General features: G+C 38.2%; 19 protein-coding genes and 1 pseudogene. 3 read left to right on the top strand and 17 right to left on the bottom strand.

Annotation, left to right across the window (positions count from 1 at the left end; all coding sequences use genetic code 11):
* Window positions 1-706: 706 nt before the first annotated feature.
* The 3 genes from MWJ95_RS09225 to MWJ95_RS09230 all read left to right on the top strand — a co-directional run bounded on the left by MWJ95_RS09225 (window position 707) and on the right by MWJ95_RS09230 (window position 2,664).
* A complete protein-coding gene (locus MWJ95_RS09225; protein ID WP_249105131.1) occupies window positions 707-1,591 on the top strand; it encodes a 3D domain-containing protein in 885 nt (294 codons plus the stop codon).
* Between the two features lie 91 nt (window positions 1,592-1,682).
* Window positions 1,683-1,832 (top strand): PspC domain-containing protein, encoded by a 150-nt coding sequence (locus MWJ95_RS24690; RefSeq protein ID WP_481817349.1) that lies wholly within the window; start codon window positions 1,683-1,685, stop codon window positions 1,830-1,832.
* 415 nt (window positions 1,833-2,247) lie between these two features.
* Window positions 2,248-2,664 (top strand): DUF3139 domain-containing protein, encoded by a 417-nt coding sequence (locus tag MWJ95_RS09230; protein ID WP_249105133.1) that lies wholly within the window; start codon window positions 2,248-2,250, stop codon window positions 2,662-2,664.
* A gap of 272 nt (window positions 2,665-2,936) precedes the next feature.
* Here MWJ95_RS09230 and MWJ95_RS09235 read toward each other — a convergent pair whose 3' ends face one another.
* The 17 genes and pseudogenes from MWJ95_RS09235 to MWJ95_RS09315 form a co-directional block, all read right to left on the bottom strand.
* Window positions 2,937-3,152, bottom strand: coding sequence for a hypothetical protein (locus MWJ95_RS09235; protein WP_283175735.1), 216 nt, complete (start codon window positions 3,150-3,152; stop codon window positions 2,937-2,939).
* A 455-nt stretch (window positions 3,153-3,607) separates the two neighbouring features.
* Window positions 3,608-3,763: pseudogene (locus MWJ95_RS09240) on the bottom strand (sporulation initiation factor Spo0A C-terminal domain-containing protein); the annotation flags it as partial.
* 115 nt (window positions 3,764-3,878) lie between these two features.
* Window positions 3,879-4,154: a hypothetical protein gene (locus MWJ95_RS09245; RefSeq protein ID WP_249105135.1), complete on the bottom strand. Its 276-nt coding sequence runs from the start codon at window positions 4,152-4,154 to the stop codon at window positions 3,879-3,881.
* A 158-nt stretch (window positions 4,155-4,312) separates the two neighbouring features.
* Window positions 4,313-5,227 (bottom strand): adenylate/guanylate cyclase domain-containing protein, encoded by a 915-nt coding sequence (locus MWJ95_RS09250; protein WP_249105136.1) that lies wholly within the window; start codon window positions 5,225-5,227, stop codon window positions 4,313-4,315.
* A gap of 238 nt (window positions 5,228-5,465) precedes the next feature.
* Window positions 5,466-6,041: a recombinase family protein gene (locus MWJ95_RS09255; protein ID WP_249105138.1), complete on the bottom strand. Its 576-nt coding sequence runs from the start codon at window positions 6,039-6,041 to the stop codon at window positions 5,466-5,468.
* 779 nt (window positions 6,042-6,820) lie between these two features.
* Window positions 6,821-7,792 carry an XkdQ/YqbQ family protein gene (locus MWJ95_RS09260; protein WP_249105140.1) on the bottom strand — a complete coding sequence of 324 codons (972 nt, stop codon included), beginning with the start codon at window positions 7,790-7,792 and terminating at the stop codon, window positions 6,821-6,823.
* Entirely contained in the window at window positions 7,782-10,001 is a 2,220-nt protein-coding gene (locus MWJ95_RS09265) for a phage tail tape measure protein (protein ID WP_249105142.1), read from the bottom strand. The genes MWJ95_RS09260 and MWJ95_RS09265 overlap by 11 nt, the downstream gene beginning before the upstream one ends.
* Window positions 10,002-10,004: 3 nt before the next feature.
* Complete coding sequence (locus MWJ95_RS09270; protein WP_249105144.1) at window positions 10,005-10,442, bottom strand: HK97 gp10 family phage protein; 438 nt, start codon at window positions 10,440-10,442, stop codon at window positions 10,005-10,007.
* 3 nt (window positions 10,443-10,445) lie between these two features.
* Window positions 10,446-10,733: a vWA domain-containing protein gene (locus MWJ95_RS09275; RefSeq protein ID WP_249105146.1), complete on the bottom strand. Its 288-nt coding sequence runs from the start codon at window positions 10,731-10,733 to the stop codon at window positions 10,446-10,448.
* A gap of 83 nt (window positions 10,734-10,816) precedes the next feature.
* Window positions 10,817-11,236, bottom strand: a complete 420-nt coding sequence (locus MWJ95_RS09280; protein WP_249105147.1) for a hypothetical protein — start codon at window positions 11,234-11,236, stop codon at window positions 10,817-10,819.
* Window positions 11,237-11,238: 2 nt separating this feature from the next.
* Complete coding sequence (locus tag MWJ95_RS09285) at window positions 11,239-11,928, bottom strand: hypothetical protein (RefSeq protein WP_249105149.1); 690 nt, start codon at window positions 11,926-11,928, stop codon at window positions 11,239-11,241.
* Window positions 11,918-12,343, bottom strand: a complete 426-nt coding sequence (locus tag MWJ95_RS09290; RefSeq protein ID WP_249105151.1) for a calponin homology domain-containing protein — start codon at window positions 12,341-12,343, stop codon at window positions 11,918-11,920. Before MWJ95_RS09290 ends, MWJ95_RS09285 begins: the two co-directional genes overlap by 11 nt.
* On the bottom strand, window positions 12,344-12,517 hold the full coding sequence (locus tag MWJ95_RS09295; RefSeq protein WP_249105153.1) for a hypothetical protein: 174 nt from the start codon (window positions 12,515-12,517) through the stop codon (window positions 12,344-12,346). It lies immediately after the preceding gene.
* A gap of 325 nt (window positions 12,518-12,842) precedes the next feature.
* The gene (locus tag MWJ95_RS09300) at window positions 12,843-13,421 is read right to left on the bottom strand and encodes an HNH endonuclease (protein WP_249105155.1); all 579 of its coding nucleotides are present in this window, start codon (window positions 13,419-13,421) and stop codon (window positions 12,843-12,845) included.
* The gene (locus MWJ95_RS09305; RefSeq protein ID WP_249105157.1) at window positions 13,402-13,554 is read right to left on the bottom strand and encodes a hypothetical protein; all 153 of its coding nucleotides are present in this window, start codon (window positions 13,552-13,554) and stop codon (window positions 13,402-13,404) included. The genes MWJ95_RS09300 and MWJ95_RS09305 overlap by 20 nt, the downstream gene beginning before the upstream one ends.
* 76 nt (window positions 13,555-13,630) lie before the next feature.
* Window positions 13,631-13,831 carry a helix-turn-helix domain-containing protein gene (locus MWJ95_RS09310; RefSeq protein ID WP_249105158.1) on the bottom strand — a complete coding sequence of 67 codons (201 nt, stop codon included), beginning with the start codon at window positions 13,829-13,831 and terminating at the stop codon, window positions 13,631-13,633.
* A 69-nt stretch (window positions 13,832-13,900) separates the two neighbouring features.
* On the bottom strand, window positions 13,901-14,815 hold the full coding sequence (locus MWJ95_RS09315) for a hypothetical protein (RefSeq protein ID WP_249105160.1): 915 nt from the start codon (window positions 14,813-14,815) through the stop codon (window positions 13,901-13,903).
* Window positions 14,816-14,931: the final 116 nt, after the last annotated feature.

A 14,931-nucleotide genomic window follows, 5' to 3' on the forward strand; every position in this document is an offset into this window, starting at 1 on the left:
CCCAACCTCTCTTTTGGTTCATAATATTCCATATATAAGGAAAATACAATACTTGATTTACCTCTTGTAAAGGCTGTTTTCTAAAAGATTGTAGCTGTTATAAAAACAGAGTTAATCTACAAAATGTGTAGAATCAACTCTGTTTTAATGTTTGATATTTTGTAAATTAATTTTGTAATTAAAGCACCCGTCGTTTAATAGGAGGGTCTGTACATTCTATCTGTGTCTATAACAAAATCAACTTCAATTTCGCTATCATAAGGAATACATTCAAAATTATGAAGCCTACAAAACAAATTAGGAAAGTCCCTTATTTCATAAGTTAATTCTTTTGCTAGTAGATACTTGTATTTAACAGATGTTTAGAAACGCTTTTTACCTATAACCAACACTTGATGAAAATAACCATCTATTTCAATAATCAACACTCAACACTTCTGTTTGCTAAACAGAAAATATAGCTTTAATTGACATGATTATCCCTCATTTATTAATTTTATTTAATGTATAAACATTATCACATTTAACCCTTAATGTATCAGGTATCTCCATCTTGGAAATAGTATCCTTTAATATTAGCAATATTATTGCAATATAAATGCCATAGACGAAATCAAATTAACATCTCCTTGTTCTTTTTCTCAGAAAAATCTATGTTACGATGATTTTACAATAACAACTAAGAACGCACATGGAGGATTAATAAATGATTAAAAAAATAATTTCAATTGTACCCGTTGCAATGCTTTCGGCAACTTTAGGCGCTAATGCTCAAGCTGCAACAATTACCGTACAAAAAGGAGATACTCTTTGGGATTTATCTCGTGCACATAATACTTCTGTAGAAAATATCAAAACATTGAATCATATTACTACCAACCTTATTCACCCTGGCGATGTCCTTACCATTGCACAACAATATACCGTTAAGCAAGGTGATACACTATGGGACATAGCCCTAGATCATCAAGTCACTGTTTCGCAAATTAAAGAATGGAACCAATTACATACGGACCTTATTCATCCAGGTTTAAATCTATCCATTATTAATGGTACGAAAACGAATACGGCTGTAACTGACAAAGCAATAAAGCCTGCAGCTCATGCAGCAAAGGAAACTACAACTTCAGTAACAAATAATACAACTGCAATGGAGGGTAAACCTGAAGAAACTGTTTCATCAACAAGTAATACAACTTCAAAGGATAGTGCATCTGAAGTGGCCGCTCCATCAACAAGTAATACTGCTTCAAAGGAGAATGCACCTGAAGCAACTGCTCCATCAAAAAATAATACTGCTTCAAAGGAACTTATAGTGGAAGCTTCAGCCTATACGGCTTCATGTGAGGGATGTTCCGGTATTACTGCTACTGGAATTAACCTTAAAACAAACCCAAATGCGAAGGTCATCTCAGTTGACCCAACTGTAATTCCACTGGGTAGTAAAGTTTATGTAGAAGGCTATGGTGAAGCAATCGCAGGGGATACTGGCGGTGCCATTAAAGGAAATCGAATCGATGTCTTTTTCCCTTCTCAACAAGATGCAATTAATTTTGGCGTAAAACAATTAAAGGTCACAATATTAGACTAACTTAACCGGTCTAATAAGCAAAAAAAGAACCAGATTAGGTTCTTTTTTGCTTATTTATTCAATCCTACACCATCTTTTTGCTCGCTTTATATTGAAATCACGAAATGACCGAATTATTTGTGTCGTTTGTGGAGGGATTGCGCAATCCTTTGGAGTGTCACCTTGGATTATTAGATTAATTTTCCTTTTTGTGATACAAAAGATAATTTTATTTCATTATAATCAACCATCCGACATTTAAATCAATTGAATCACACTCCAATCTAAGGACTTGCATTTATGATTTTTCCTGCAAGTCCTTTTGTTTTGCTCTCACAATAGCTCCTACAGCACAAGGTTTTGTAGCACCAACTAAGTTAGCTATGTAAATGACTCTTCTGCTCCCTTTCAACCCTCATAGACTATTAAATGTGATTGAATTATAATCACCAATTGACTAAATACTAAAATAGTGTAAAATTACACACAACAGTTGCTTTAGTGGATGAATTGAGCAAATTGTTTGTAGCTTTATTTTTACTCGGAATAATAAGGGGTATCCTCATTTTCAATACGCGAAACAACGCTTATCACACATCAATCTAGGGCTTGTGCGTAAAAAATGATATTTCTGTTATTAAAGAGATGGAAGAAACAATATTAAGGGGTGATGGAAGATGATTAAAAAAAAGATATTAATTATAACTAGTACCTTAATCGCTGTTATTGTCTTTGCTCTGCCAACTGGTTTTATTTATGTTCTAAACAACGGTAATCCATATACAAAATATATCGCTAATAAGTATGTTCCGAAATATTTAGAAGCGAAGGGATATACAGACGAAAAAATTGAAGAATCACATTTTGTTGAGCCAAAGCACTTAATAAATAAAGATTTTTATCACGGACATTATATGGTCATCTTTAAAGACGAACCTAATACAACTTATTATTATGGAATTACTAAAAAAGGGAAACAAGTTCAGCAATTTTGTGAAAAAAATAGACTTTCAGATGGCATTACTGAAATATTTGAGGGTGAGACAAAACATAGTGAACATGACTGTAAAAATTCACTTGATAATAGAGATTAGTTTGCTTTGGATTAGCATTATATGTCCAATTATTCAACGGTGGTAAAGTCCTACTTCTATTACCTAACAAGCCCAATATCAAAGATTCGTTTACTGAAACAATACCGAACTTTGGTATACCAATCTTGATAGGACTTGTGCGTATGATAAAAACTCATTATACACAAGTCCTTTTGTTAGCTTCCTCTACTCGACTGTAACACCACTTCCCCTTTTGAAGATGGCTCTTTAAACTGATCTACGATATCCCGCTGAGCGATTGTTCAATCTCATTAGAAGCAAGCAATTTTACAAACTTCTTCAGGAATATGCTTATACAAACAATTGTCTTCAGCAACGAAAATATCATACGAATGGTAATCGTGTTCAAGCGAACCGCCAAAGTCTGCTATTTCAACTATTCCAACCAGTTCAATGCCATTGAATGTGAATAGAACTTTTTCCCCAAAACCAAATTCCATTGGAGGAAAATTCCAGTTTTTTGACATGTGAATTATTCCTCTTTAAAAACTCCAACACGATTCATATGTTGTACTCGTAGTTTTATATTCCTTGTATAATTGGCTGTATTGGCTTTTTATAATCCTCTTGTCTATTTGAATAGTTAATATCTAAACTCTTATCAGAAGTGTATTTCCCACGTTCAAGCAGATATTTAATATAACATCTTACATGAGACGTTACTTGCATCTTCAATTTCCAACTCTTGTACTAAGTAATTTAAATAACGTCAAAGTTTGCTCAAATGATTTTTTGGTTTGAATCCAACTGGATGTCTATTTCTGTAATTACCTTACCTTTCTGAAAAAAAATAGCACTCTCCTATCCATTAAGTTACTTGAACTCAATAAATAAAAGTGTGCTTATATAAACACGCTTATTTTTGTTTATAGGCAAATAATTCTACACCGAATAGCTTCTCAATCCCAGTCACATCAAAAATTTAACTCGCCATCATATCAATGCGAATCTTGTCAGCGATCATGGCGATGAATTCGCTATTTGTCGGCTTTGATTTTAAATGGTGTACTGTATACCCAAACATCGACGAAATCGATTCATAATTGCCGCGATTCCATGCGACTTCAATGGCATGACGGTTTAGATAACTTTTATATAGCGAAAATTTACCGGTCATTCTACCGGAAGCCTTCGCAGTTTTTGACGACTTATATTTACCGATAATATTACACTACATTATTTAGTAAGTAAACTTAAAATGGATCATTATTTACGATTGTATTAATACGGGCCAAAACTCGATGCCTTTCCATGTATTCAATCAAGGCTCGAATTCCAAATTTAACGTTATTAGTTTCCTCAATAATTCTAATCATAATATAATACGCTTCTGCCTCTAACGGCGTAAAATAATTGTTCCCACGGCGATTCATTGCAAAACCCGGAATAAAGTAACGAACTTCTTTCATATGGTTTTGAATTGTACGCTCACTAACCCCAGTTTTTTCATACATAGCTTTAGTATTCATTTTCTCTCCGATTTTTACATCGATGTAAAATTTATTAGCGCTACAATCAGCCTACATCACCAGTAAATAAAATTCTAGTGGTAAAATCAAGCAAACCCTTACGGCTCTAAGACTAAGCGTCAGTTTTACGTCAGAAGTATTACCATTCTATTAAATCATTATACAAACAATTTCCAATAAAAATCGCTTTCAAATTCATCACTTAGATCTGATTTATAACTTTCTAAACATCTATTATAATAATCTTTCACCCAGACATACTTTAACAATACATTCATATCATTTCCTTTTAGATTCTCTTTAATAAAATTTTGTATAGGTTCTATGATATCAATATACCAACTTTCACAAATCTCCTTAAAAGCTTGATAAGAAGTATCCACTATAGTTCCATCATGACTTTTAATTATTTCTTTTTCATAACTAGCAGTATGGATGCACGTATAGATAATTTCATCTAAATAATTAATAAAATAATATCCATCATCATCTTTTATAATCAAACGTTCAAATATTTGTGAAGCAATTGTTACTTCACTTATGTAATATTCCGTAATATTCGCCAATTCATTTTCATTACATACTTCTAAGTTATAAGTAAAATTATCTTCTTGATGTTTTTCCTCTATCCGTTGAGATTCTTTTATATATTTGATTAATTCCTTTGATAATACAATTCTTGGGACAGTAGCTATTTTACTTTCAAGTCTATAAGCCTCATTCATTGCAGGACCAAATAGCTTTTCACCCTTGTGGAAACAATCTCCTATTTCAATACCACCACGAATAAGTACTTTATTTTTTATTAGTTCACATTGCATTTGTTGAATAATATCTAAGATAAAATCAACATAGTAAATATCTAGTGGAGCTGATACTACAATGCAATCAGAAAACCAAGTGACCTCTATCTCTTTTGCGGACATTTCTTTTATGAATTCTTTTTTTGACTTTTTAATCTCACTTACTATTTCAATAATAGAAAAAGCTTTATCTGTATTTTCAACAATATTTTTGAAACCTAATATATCTATAAATGCTACTATTTTTTTCTCATAACCAGTTTTGCGCAATTTAATCACCCTTTTTTATGTTTATTATACCTTAAACAATTTCTATCAATTAAAGAAATTCATTTATTTATGTTTAGCAAATCTCATTAGAAATCACCTCGTTATTAATATCAAGGTATACGCCAAAACGTTGAAAAGTTGTGTGCAAGGTCTGATGGCCAGATGACGCCATTCAGAATCGGGGGCTTTGGGGGTCACGCACTTTCGACGCAAAAAAAGAACGATCAAGCGCGTTTGCTCAATCGTTAATTATTTCATTCGCTTTTCGTTTTCTTCTTTCTCTCGCTAAAGTTGCCACTGAAATTCCCGTCTTTGCTTCAACTTCTTTATAACTATTCGATTCCAATAGCTGCATTGCAGTGTCTAAGCGTTTCTTCTCAAACTTCTTCGGTCTGCCTTCTCGAAAGTCCTCACGCTGCTTTGCTATCGCCTTACCTTCTTGCGTTCGTTCAATGATTAAATTGCGTTCCATTTCAGCTACAGCCAATAACGTAGTAAGGAAGAAGCGTCCCATTGTCGTATTCTCTAACAGTCCTACGTTAAGTACATGTACGCGTACACCGCGCTCGAATAACGCCTCGATAACCTCGATGCCCTCTTTAGTGTTACGTGCTAGTCGGTCTAGTTTCGTTACCACTAACGTATCACCTTCCGCTAACAACGACATAACTTCATTAAATACCGGTCTATCCGTCTTAGTACCCGTAAACTTCTCTTTATAGATTTGCGTACAACCTTCTGACTCTAACGACTGAATTTGCGACTCTAAATCTTGTGCTACCGTTGACACCCGAGCATATCCGTATTTAGCCATTATATCGCTCCTAACTTTTGATAATAAGTTTTGATAACGTTTATAAGGCTATCTTATCGCATCGGTAAAACGTTGTCAATACTGTTAAGTTTTGATAAAGCGATAATGTCCAGAATCTTTGCGTTAAAATAGCGTCATTCCGAAACCCCTCGAGTTTCAGACCGCCCCGTCCAATCCGACTTCCTGCCCCCTGTAATCTGCGTTAACATTACGTTATCTCACTTTACACGAATCGTAATGGTTACGACTTTCTTCTATTATATGTACCGGCGAAACCTTCGTTTTATGTAAGGTTATGTAAAGTGTTTTGAGTGCGCGTCCATCCTGAGCTTCTACCCGTCAATTATGCGTCAGAACTAACGTGTACTAAAGTTGCATTTTCGACTTTCTTCTATATAATGTCGTCAATTTCGGAAGGTTTAGTTAATGACGGATTATGCCGATTGTCAAACGGTGATAATCGTCGAGAATCAAAGTGTTTTAAAGGCGCGTGCATTTCCGTCATCTGCCCGATTAAATCGCTCATATACTCCGATATACTAGCGTTAATTCTGCGTTAAAATAGGACATAATCGGAACTATGTATTTCGAGTTTCTTCTATGTAATGCGTCAGTTTTACGTTATGTCCGATTGTGATTATTGAAATCGGAGTTCTTACGCAACTAGGCATAAAAAAGTAGGCAAGCACCGCTGTAAAAGCCGATACCTCATAAGTTTTAGAGAATCGCTTGCCGTATAACTTCCTTACAGAAATAAAAGAGACACGGCGTTAATAACGCTATGTCTCGATATATTCTAGTTCATATGTTCGTTCTAACGATAATGACATCGTATGCAAACCGGCTCTATATTCGTGCGTATCTGCAGCGACATAATAATCGCCTGGTGCTCGGGTCATTTCATCAAAAAATCTAACGGCTGTGCCTGTCTTAACCTCACGAACGCCTAATACCTCAACATCTAGCGTTTCCATCAGACGTGCTTTCTGTTTTAATAGTGTTTCTGCTCGCTGTTTTACCTGTGAAGCCGTAGCAGATTCGTCCATGATTTCTACTTCTTGAAGGACGCCATACTTAACACGTTTATCACTATCTTTTACTGTAATGATTGTTTCTTTGCCTTTAGTTCCGCCAATGACCTTTATTTGCGTTTTAGTTTCGTCAATTGTGCGGTGATACGTCACGCTAAGTAAATTTTCGCCGGCAGATAAAACGTAACGCTCAGAAGGTTTTGCTCCCTTCTTCAAAGTCAATTTACCTTTATCGTTACCAATAAAATAAGATAGTCCTGTCTGTCTTTTCGTAAGGTTTAGTACTTTTAAGATGATTTCACGCAGCGTACCTTCTGCTTTGTAATACGGGATTACATAACCTGTATCATCAATTTGACCGATTTCTATCCCGTAATCTCTAGCGATTTGCTTTATAACATCGCTTGCCTTCTTGTTTTTGATAATTAAGCTGTCGTTTGATTTCGCTAAATAAATGTTCGTATCATAAGCAATAAGATTCATATCGCCGTATGATTCTATATCTTGAGCAAATAAAACGCCCACAAAGTCGAGTACATCATCAACGTAAAAAAGGACGCGAGCGCCTTCTTCAACGTTTAAGGCGCGTTTACGTCCGTCAATAGTTCCTGTTATTTTTAAGTTTAATTTGCGATCAAATATGGTAGCATTGCCACTTGTCGTTGCCGTCTGTACGAGTTCGGTGACATCCAATTGACCGATTATAACTTTAATATCCACGTCTAGAAGCCTCTCGACCAAGCTCACGGGATAATGCCATGGCTACTTTTTGGATGTCAGCTTCTTCACGAATAACCATTGTTCCGTTGTAATTAAAAGTAAAACCTCCTGACCCGTTTCCGCCTTTACCTTGCGAGTAATCTTTGTTTTCCTGTGCAGTCATAACGCGTTCCCCTTTGTGCAAGCGCGTATAATATGAGTCATAGGGAACATAATCCAATCCATGATAGTTAGATTTTGCGTTACCACCCTTACCGTCGCCAACACCAATTAAGTTACCGACGAAGTTTACCCCTGCGCTAATTCCGTTCGTAATCCAACTTGGCATCTTAGCTTTACCGATGAAGCCGATGAAGTCTTTTACATGTCCATAAGCTGTCGATATCCAACCACTTAGCGTTTCAAACCAACCTTGTACGGTTGATAACGCTCCGGCGAAGTTATCGAACGCGTTTTTAACAGCAGTTAAGATAAAGTCAACTAATGGCGCTAATACGTTGTCCCACATCCATTTCATTATGGTAGACAATGCTTCGAATCCTAATGCAAGTACAGTAAGAATCGGCTGCGCAACAGCCAAAGTAGAGAAAAGTTGTACTAAGAACGAAATGGCCGGTGCAATCACGTTATTAAATACCATCATAGCAACGTCGCCGAGAATCTGTAGCATGTTCCAGAATCCGCTCAAGTACGGCTCAATAATCGACCACGCATTCGATATTATGTCGGACACTGTGGACCACGCTTGAGAAAATGCTGATTTCAGGCGCTCGAAAACTGGCATGAATTGCGCTATTTTTTCGGAGATATACGACTTCACTTCTTCGAATTTAGTCTTGAGTGATTCAAACGATCCGTCTCCGAAAAGCTTATTGAATACGCCGCCAAACCCACCTTCTTTAAATGCCGACATAAGCTCGGAAACTTTCGTTTTAATCCCGTCTACAATACTGTTTACTTTGTTCGCAATACCTGGCGGGAATAATGCGTTGATTAAACCACTTGTACCGCCGGATTTAAATGCGGAAAATAACGATTTTACCTTCGAAACAATGCCGTCAATGGCTCCTCGGAATGTTTCACTGTTATCATAAAGCGCTTTAAATCCGACTGCAGCTGCGGCTATTCCCATAGCTATTAAGCTGATAGGATTGGCTAAGGCTGAGATAATTCCGACAATAGCGAGAGCGCCTACAAACGCGGCTATTCCTCCTAGTGCGTATGTGATAGGCTCTCGCCATTTCATGAATGCGTCGTACAGTGCGATTGCTTTGTCGGTTGCTTTACCGAGCATACTTCCTAGTTTGTTACTAAGTGCTTCGGTATCAATCCCTTCAAACATCGTGTTTAGTCGCCGTAAGAAGTCTCCTAGTTTCGTATTACTTTCCATCCCCATATTTTTAAAGAATGTTTGCGATTTCTCTTGAAGCTGAGACCACAAGCCTTTGGTTGTATTCCCCATCTTATTAACCATTTCATCTGTTACACCCATTTTGGTTAATAATTTATCTAAACCAGCCATCTTAGCAGACAAGCCGTCCATTTTAGTGATCTTCTGTAATTCTTTTTTATCTAACCCTATCGCTTCGTACATCGAAACGTAGTCACCTTGCATAAGTTCTTTAGTTGAGAAAGATGCCTGCTGAGTATCTACACCAGAAAAGGCTTGAATACGCTCAACTAAGCCCCAAACTTGTTTTAGCTCATCAACATTCTTGCTGAGTCCTACGAACGCCTTTGAGTTTGTCATCATATCTGTACTATTTAATACCGGACTATCTATTGCAGCCTTTTCGACCATTTGGAGATATTTTTTCGCCTGTTTATCGTCACCAAACATGCCGCTAATTGCCATCGCATTTTGTTCGTAGTTTGCTGCAGCGCCGATTGTTGCATTAAAAAACTTGGCCGCCCCTGTTACCCCCGCATAAGCCCCCATGAGTCCAATTAAACTGCTCTGCATCCCACGCAATGATGCGCTGAGCCCATTAGCACCCACGCGCAATGATGAAACGCGAGTTTCAAATCCACCCATTCGATTAGATGCGGATGATGCTGCGCCTCCAAGCTTAGTGGTTGCCAATTGCGCCTTCGACATGCATCCGCTAGTCATCTTACTCGTTTGATTCATCTTGTCCATCATCTGTGTAAGCTTTCGAAGCTGTGCGGATCCTTGATCGCGAACCTTAAACACGGCGGAAAGTTGCATAAATTACCACCCCGCCTTTCTAAGTTCTGCTTCAAGCTCTTTTTCAAGCCATTGGCGCCACTTATCTTGATTATCTTTCGCAGGCTTGTCGAGGAACTTTTTCTCGCCAGATAGTACGTTCCCTTTATCTTCGTGGATGTAATACGCGTAATTAAATCGCTTATCGTTGCGCTTTTTGCGTCCTGTCTTTTGGGACGTTAATACTCCTGGACCTCGGGTTGAATTTGCGGTAGCTTCTACTCCAACCTCATCGGCGCCAGTAAATATCTCCGTTTGAATTTGTCGACGTAGATTCCCGGTATCAATAGGTGCAGCATCTACGGCTTCTGCTCGCCAATCGTTCTTAACGTCTGTAAGCCCAGTTAGCAAAGCTTTACCTACTGCCTCTGGCGATTTCTTTAATGCTCGTTCAAGTTGAGATAAGTCGAGACTAAATTCCATACTTTAACACCTCATCTCTAGCGCTGCATTAATCCGTTCATATGCCGCCTTAAACTCTGCTAATACGTTTTGACCTTTTGCTTGTTTAGTCGCTAATACTAAACCGTTTAAAAACTGCTCCGCCTCAAATCTATAACTTTTATCGTATCTGACCATGTATAACAGTTGTGGCTTTAATTCCTCTGCTCGAGAGGCTACATCTGCGCTAACCTTGAAGTTATTGCGTTCATAGTCGTTAATTACGCTTCCTGCTCGCAAAAATAACCGTTGTTGAGCCGTTAATTTTTCCATTTCTCGCATCTCCCTTGCGTTTTTTATGAATAGAAAAAGGCACAACGTCGATTAAAACGTCATGCCTTGCATCTTCAATTTTCTTAAGACTCCATCTGTTCAATTGTTTTTGAAAAAGCATGTAATTTACGTGCATTATCCAGTAATGAACGTGCTTCATCTGAATCTGAACCCGCAGTTAAATGCTCAACCTGTCGAAGTAATGCTTCCATTTCTGCACTTGTCGCTACTTCATTTTCCACAACCTTAGCAATTTCTTTTACCTTTTCTGTTTGTTCCACTGACTGTTGTGCAGCTCGTTTAACCTTGCTATATAAAGCGCGTGCTCTAGTACTGCCTGTAGATTTCGCAACATGTAAAGCTACTTCGACATCTTGCTCTGTTACCTCACCTGTTGTTAATTTTTCTTTCAAGCCTCTTTCTAAAATTTGTACATTAACTACTTTGCCTTGGCCCGCTTTTTTAGCTTCAAAAATTGCTAATTGTTCATTATATTTACTCATTATTATTTACCTGCCTTTGTAGTAGTATTTTTCGCTGTTGGTGCTACGTCAATATATTGATAATCGCTTGGCGTGTTGCCGTGTGTGTGTTGCGACACTTGCTCTAGCAGTCTACGTACACCGCTCATCGCTCCAGCCTCACCAAAAACTCGAGCGTTTTCTGTCGGGTGACCTTGCGACATGATGTAACGAGTTTTTCCACTCGAATGATTAGCTTTCACCAAATCACTAATTTCTGTGTAAATATCGCTATATGCGTCTCTATATTCTCTATGGTCGTCTATACACGAAAGAATAAGGTCACGAGCAAGTTGTAATTTCGGATTTACTTTCCCTACAAATTCTGCTTGAACCTTGTCTGCAAATTCGGGTTCATATTTCTCTACTACATCTACAGATGAAATTGTACCTTCCGGCATTGCCGCTCGTGCTAAACGCTCGTCACGCTCCCGGCGTTTGACAACCTCTTTTTGTAGCGCAATGTCATCGTCAATTTTAGAGAGTTGAGCAGTTTCATCCGTACCATGCTTAACGCTCTCCGTAAACGTATGCTCATATTGTGTCTGCAACTCACTTAAACATGCGCGAGCGCTTGTTAAGTCTGCTTGATACTGCGCTAGTTTTGCTGCTCTTTCGGCGCCTTCTTTTCTGTAATCTTGTAATAGTTGGTATTCGTGTACTTTAATTGTCATCTAGTTTTATCCCCTTTGTTTTTAGAATTTGAATAACTTTTTCTAACTTGTCGATACACCACAATCGCCACGTAGGAATAACAGGCGCTGGCTGTTCGTCTTGCTTGTCTAACTCGAATAATTCGATTAACATTTCTTCGTTACGTGTAATCTGCTCGCTTGTACCTTCGACTTCACGCCGATAAATCACTGGATACTGAGCGCTCATTAATTCTCTATACAACACTTGGCTATCCGTCTGCAACTCGTTTATTTCATACGCATATAAATCGTCTAGCAAGTCGACTACATCGTCGTAAGGCTTTGAGATTTCGCCAATTAGATTAGATATGCCCAGTTCATCCGTTTGATAAATTAATAGTGATATGAACGGAATATCTCGCAAGTCAACGATTGATAGCAAGGCAAAGCGCATTTAATCACCGCCTTTTAACAGCTGTTGAATTACGTAATTAGCTGCCTCTGATTGCACAAAATATCGAGCATCCAACGTAGCTACTTCCGGCGGTAAAAATATCCGATGCTGTCGTTCGCCTTCGTCGATGTAAACGCAATGCACTCCGTTATCATTACTGTAATAAATCTGCATTAGCGTCACTCCTTTCCGTTTGACTGAATAGGGTAATAGATTTAAGCAATTCTTTCGATACTAGCGTTTAAAAATATATCCTCGACTTATTTATTAGGAAGGCTCATAATCGCCGTTTTCGAGCCGTTTTAGTACATTTTTAAGACCCCTATGTAAATTGTCTGGAATCTTGAATTGCACCGCCTGCAATTTTCCTTTACGATCTGTGTACGTGGCCATGACTTTATAACCTTTTCGTTGTTTCAAGCGCCGAATAGCCTCGTTATGACCGGCACCTACGTATAAAATGAAAAAGCCAGGTATGCGCCAGGCTTCGAAATCTCGGTTAGTCAGCTGGAGACACCACCCTCAAATCAGCAGCTTCATCCGCAAAGCCCTGTTTCCATGTTTCGATTTCCTGTTCACTTGGATCATACTTTAACAAGCGCCTAGCAAATTGTTTAACGAATTCATGCCACAACTCGTCTGTAAACTTTTCACTAGTTTGATAGTAGTCGTAAACATGCAAACGTCCTTTTGATGTATTACATGAACGGTGACATGCCACGATATTGTCATCGATGTTTTTACCAGCATAGCCACCCGCATAGTAGATATGATCCATTACAAGCTCGTTTGCGTCACCACTGATTCGATTTCCTTCACCACCGCAATAGACACAGTGTGTAGCCGACATCATTCGTTGAATGACTTCATCTGTGTAATGACTTGGGGTATTAGACTTATACTCGTGCTTTCTGAATTTCTCACGCTCATACTCACCGTTTTGGCTACGCATTTTACAACGACACAACTTACAACGACCTGTGTATCCGTCCCTGTTACGTCTCTCCATTTCAAACTGACTTAACGGTTTCTCTATATGACAAAATTTACATACTTTCTTAATTTCCGTTTTCTCCATCTTCATATCCCTCAATCTCTCCCTCAATCGTTTTTATAGTTTGAAGTATCTCGTCACGCACCTTGATCCCTGATGCTTGTACTCCTGCTAAAGCTGTTAGATATTTGATTAATAGCTGTAGTCGCTCATTCACTCGCTCACCTCCACTAAAGGCTTTACTTTTGACTTCTTATGTGATAACATGTAAATATGGATATTTATGTTCTAATTTATTGATTGTCGACAAAAATAAATAAACTTTCATCCAATTGCATTTTTCGCACTATTTTAGCTCGAGTTAATAAGCTCATTGTCTGCGATCCGCTCTCAATTCTTGCGATAGTACTATTTCCAACACCCACCAATTCAGCAAACTTTCTTTGAGACATAGATAAAGCTAAACGTAAATCTCGTAGCTGCTCACCTGTCATATCGTTTCCCTCCCTTTGATATCATTTGCTTACCAATACTCTAAAAATAAATGCGGGCTTAAACCGCCCTTAATACCTATATAGGGGATTTTCCGACGCATATTTCACTTCACCAGAGGCAATATTTACAGTTAAAAACGGCTTAAATTCAGGCTTTTTAGCACATTCTCGTCGTTTACCTTTCATCGGTGACGTGGCTATTCCTTTCGCATTCCTTCGTTCAATTGCTTTGATAGGTTTCGCTACCTCACGCATCCTAGCCGTGTCCCCAATATGTTCAGCGGTCTGCTCGACGTAGAAATAGACAGGTAAATATGAGCCATGCTTTTTATATCGCTCCGTAGCGTCAAAATCTGCTTTTCGGCAAGTATCACAGCAATAACGACTATCCGTTCGTTTAGAATCTCCCTGGCGGATATTATCGCCTTCAATCGGAAACATATTTAAGCAGTATTTGTAACGGCAACCTCGGAATTTCTTACGCTCGCTTCTGTAATAATCCCAATCCAAACGGTCAGTATACGTAGATAACGCAGCACTTCCGAAAATCAGCAAACGTATCAAGTAAGTAGCGACACTGTACCACTCCATGACCGATCGAGTATCGTTATATAAGTCATGCAACGTAAAGTCAGAGCGTTCGACGTACGAGCGATCCGTAACAGGCGGACATATGCGGGCCTTTTCTTGCTCGGCGCTTTCCGATTTCTTCACTCTCTGCAACGCATCATATTCCAACGAACCTTTTGGCGCACGCTTTAAATACACCTCATCAACATTCGCAAACCGTTCTAGGATAGACGGCTTTTTCGGCTTCGGAAAATCTTTACTATACAACGGTTTATGTCGGGCTTTTAGAATCTTTTCTACGAAAACAGAACCAGGATATACATTTCCATACGTTATCGGAATACCTTCTGCTTCTGCGATTTCTATTAATGCACGACCCGCTTTTCTTAGTTTAGCTGCGACTGCTTTCGTCATTGGCTGGCCTCCATTTAGTGGTGTGAAAATTTAACCACGCGTTGTATTTTTTGTTCATGCTCTTTTAAATACCATCACTAATATATGAGAGTGATAGATAGCGTTTATTAATGCAC

Origin of the sequence: Lysinibacillus sp. Bpr_S20, from assembly GCF_023337835.1 — a bacterium.
Classification (GTDB): Bacteria; Bacillota; Bacilli; order Bacillales_A; family Planococcaceae; genus Lysinibacillus.

Bases quoted from the DNA above. Each gene is read 5' to 3' on its own strand.
- MWJ95_RS09225 (WP_249105131.1), top strand. From the start codon at position 707: ATGATTAAAAAAATAATTTCAATTGTACCCGTTGCAATGCTTTCGGCA.
- MWJ95_RS09230 (WP_249105133.1), top strand. From the start codon at position 2,248: ATGATTAAAAAAAAGATATTAATTATAACTAGTACCTTAATCGCTGTT.
- MWJ95_RS09235 (WP_283175735.1), bottom strand. From the start codon at position 3,152: ATGTCAAAAAACTGGAATTTTCCTCCAATGGAATTTGGTTTTGGGGAA.
- MWJ95_RS09245 (WP_249105135.1), bottom strand. From the start codon at position 4,154: ATGAATACTAAAGCTATGTATGAAAAAACTGGGGTTAGTGAGCGTACA.
- MWJ95_RS09255 (WP_249105138.1), bottom strand. From the start codon at position 6,041: ATGGCTAAATACGGATATGCTCGGGTGTCAACGGTAGCACAAGATTTA.
- MWJ95_RS09265 (WP_249105142.1), bottom strand. From the start codon at position 10,001: ATGCAACTTTCCGCCGTGTTTAAGGTTCGCGATCAAGGATCCGCACAG.
- MWJ95_RS09270 (WP_249105144.1), bottom strand. From the start codon at position 10,442: ATGGAATTTAGTCTCGACTTATCTCAACTTGAACGAGCATTAAAGAAA.
- MWJ95_RS09275 (WP_249105146.1), bottom strand. From the start codon at position 10,733: ATGGAAAAATTAACGGCTCAACAACGGTTATTTTTGCGAGCAGGAAGC.
- MWJ95_RS09280 (WP_249105147.1), bottom strand. From the start codon at position 11,236: ATGAGTAAATATAATGAACAATTAGCAATTTTTGAAGCTAAAAAAGCG.
- MWJ95_RS09285 (WP_249105149.1), bottom strand. From the start codon at position 11,928: ATGACAATTAAAGTACACGAATACCAACTATTACAAGATTACAGAAAA.
- MWJ95_RS09290 (WP_249105151.1), bottom strand. From the start codon at position 12,343: ATGCGCTTTGCCTTGCTATCAATCGTTGACTTGCGAGATATTCCGTTC.
- MWJ95_RS09295 (WP_249105153.1), bottom strand. From the start codon at position 12,517: ATGCAGATTTATTACAGTAATGATAACGGAGTGCATTGCGTTTACATC.
- MWJ95_RS09300 (WP_249105155.1), bottom strand. From the start codon at position 13,421: ATGGAGAAAACGGAAATTAAGAAAGTATGTAAATTTTGTCATATAGAG.
- MWJ95_RS09310 (WP_249105158.1), bottom strand. From the start codon at position 13,831: ATGACAGGTGAGCAGCTACGAGATTTACGTTTAGCTTTATCTATGTCT.
- MWJ95_RS09315 (WP_249105160.1), bottom strand. From the start codon at position 14,815: ATGACGAAAGCAGTCGCAGCTAAACTAAGAAAAGCGGGTCGTGCATTA.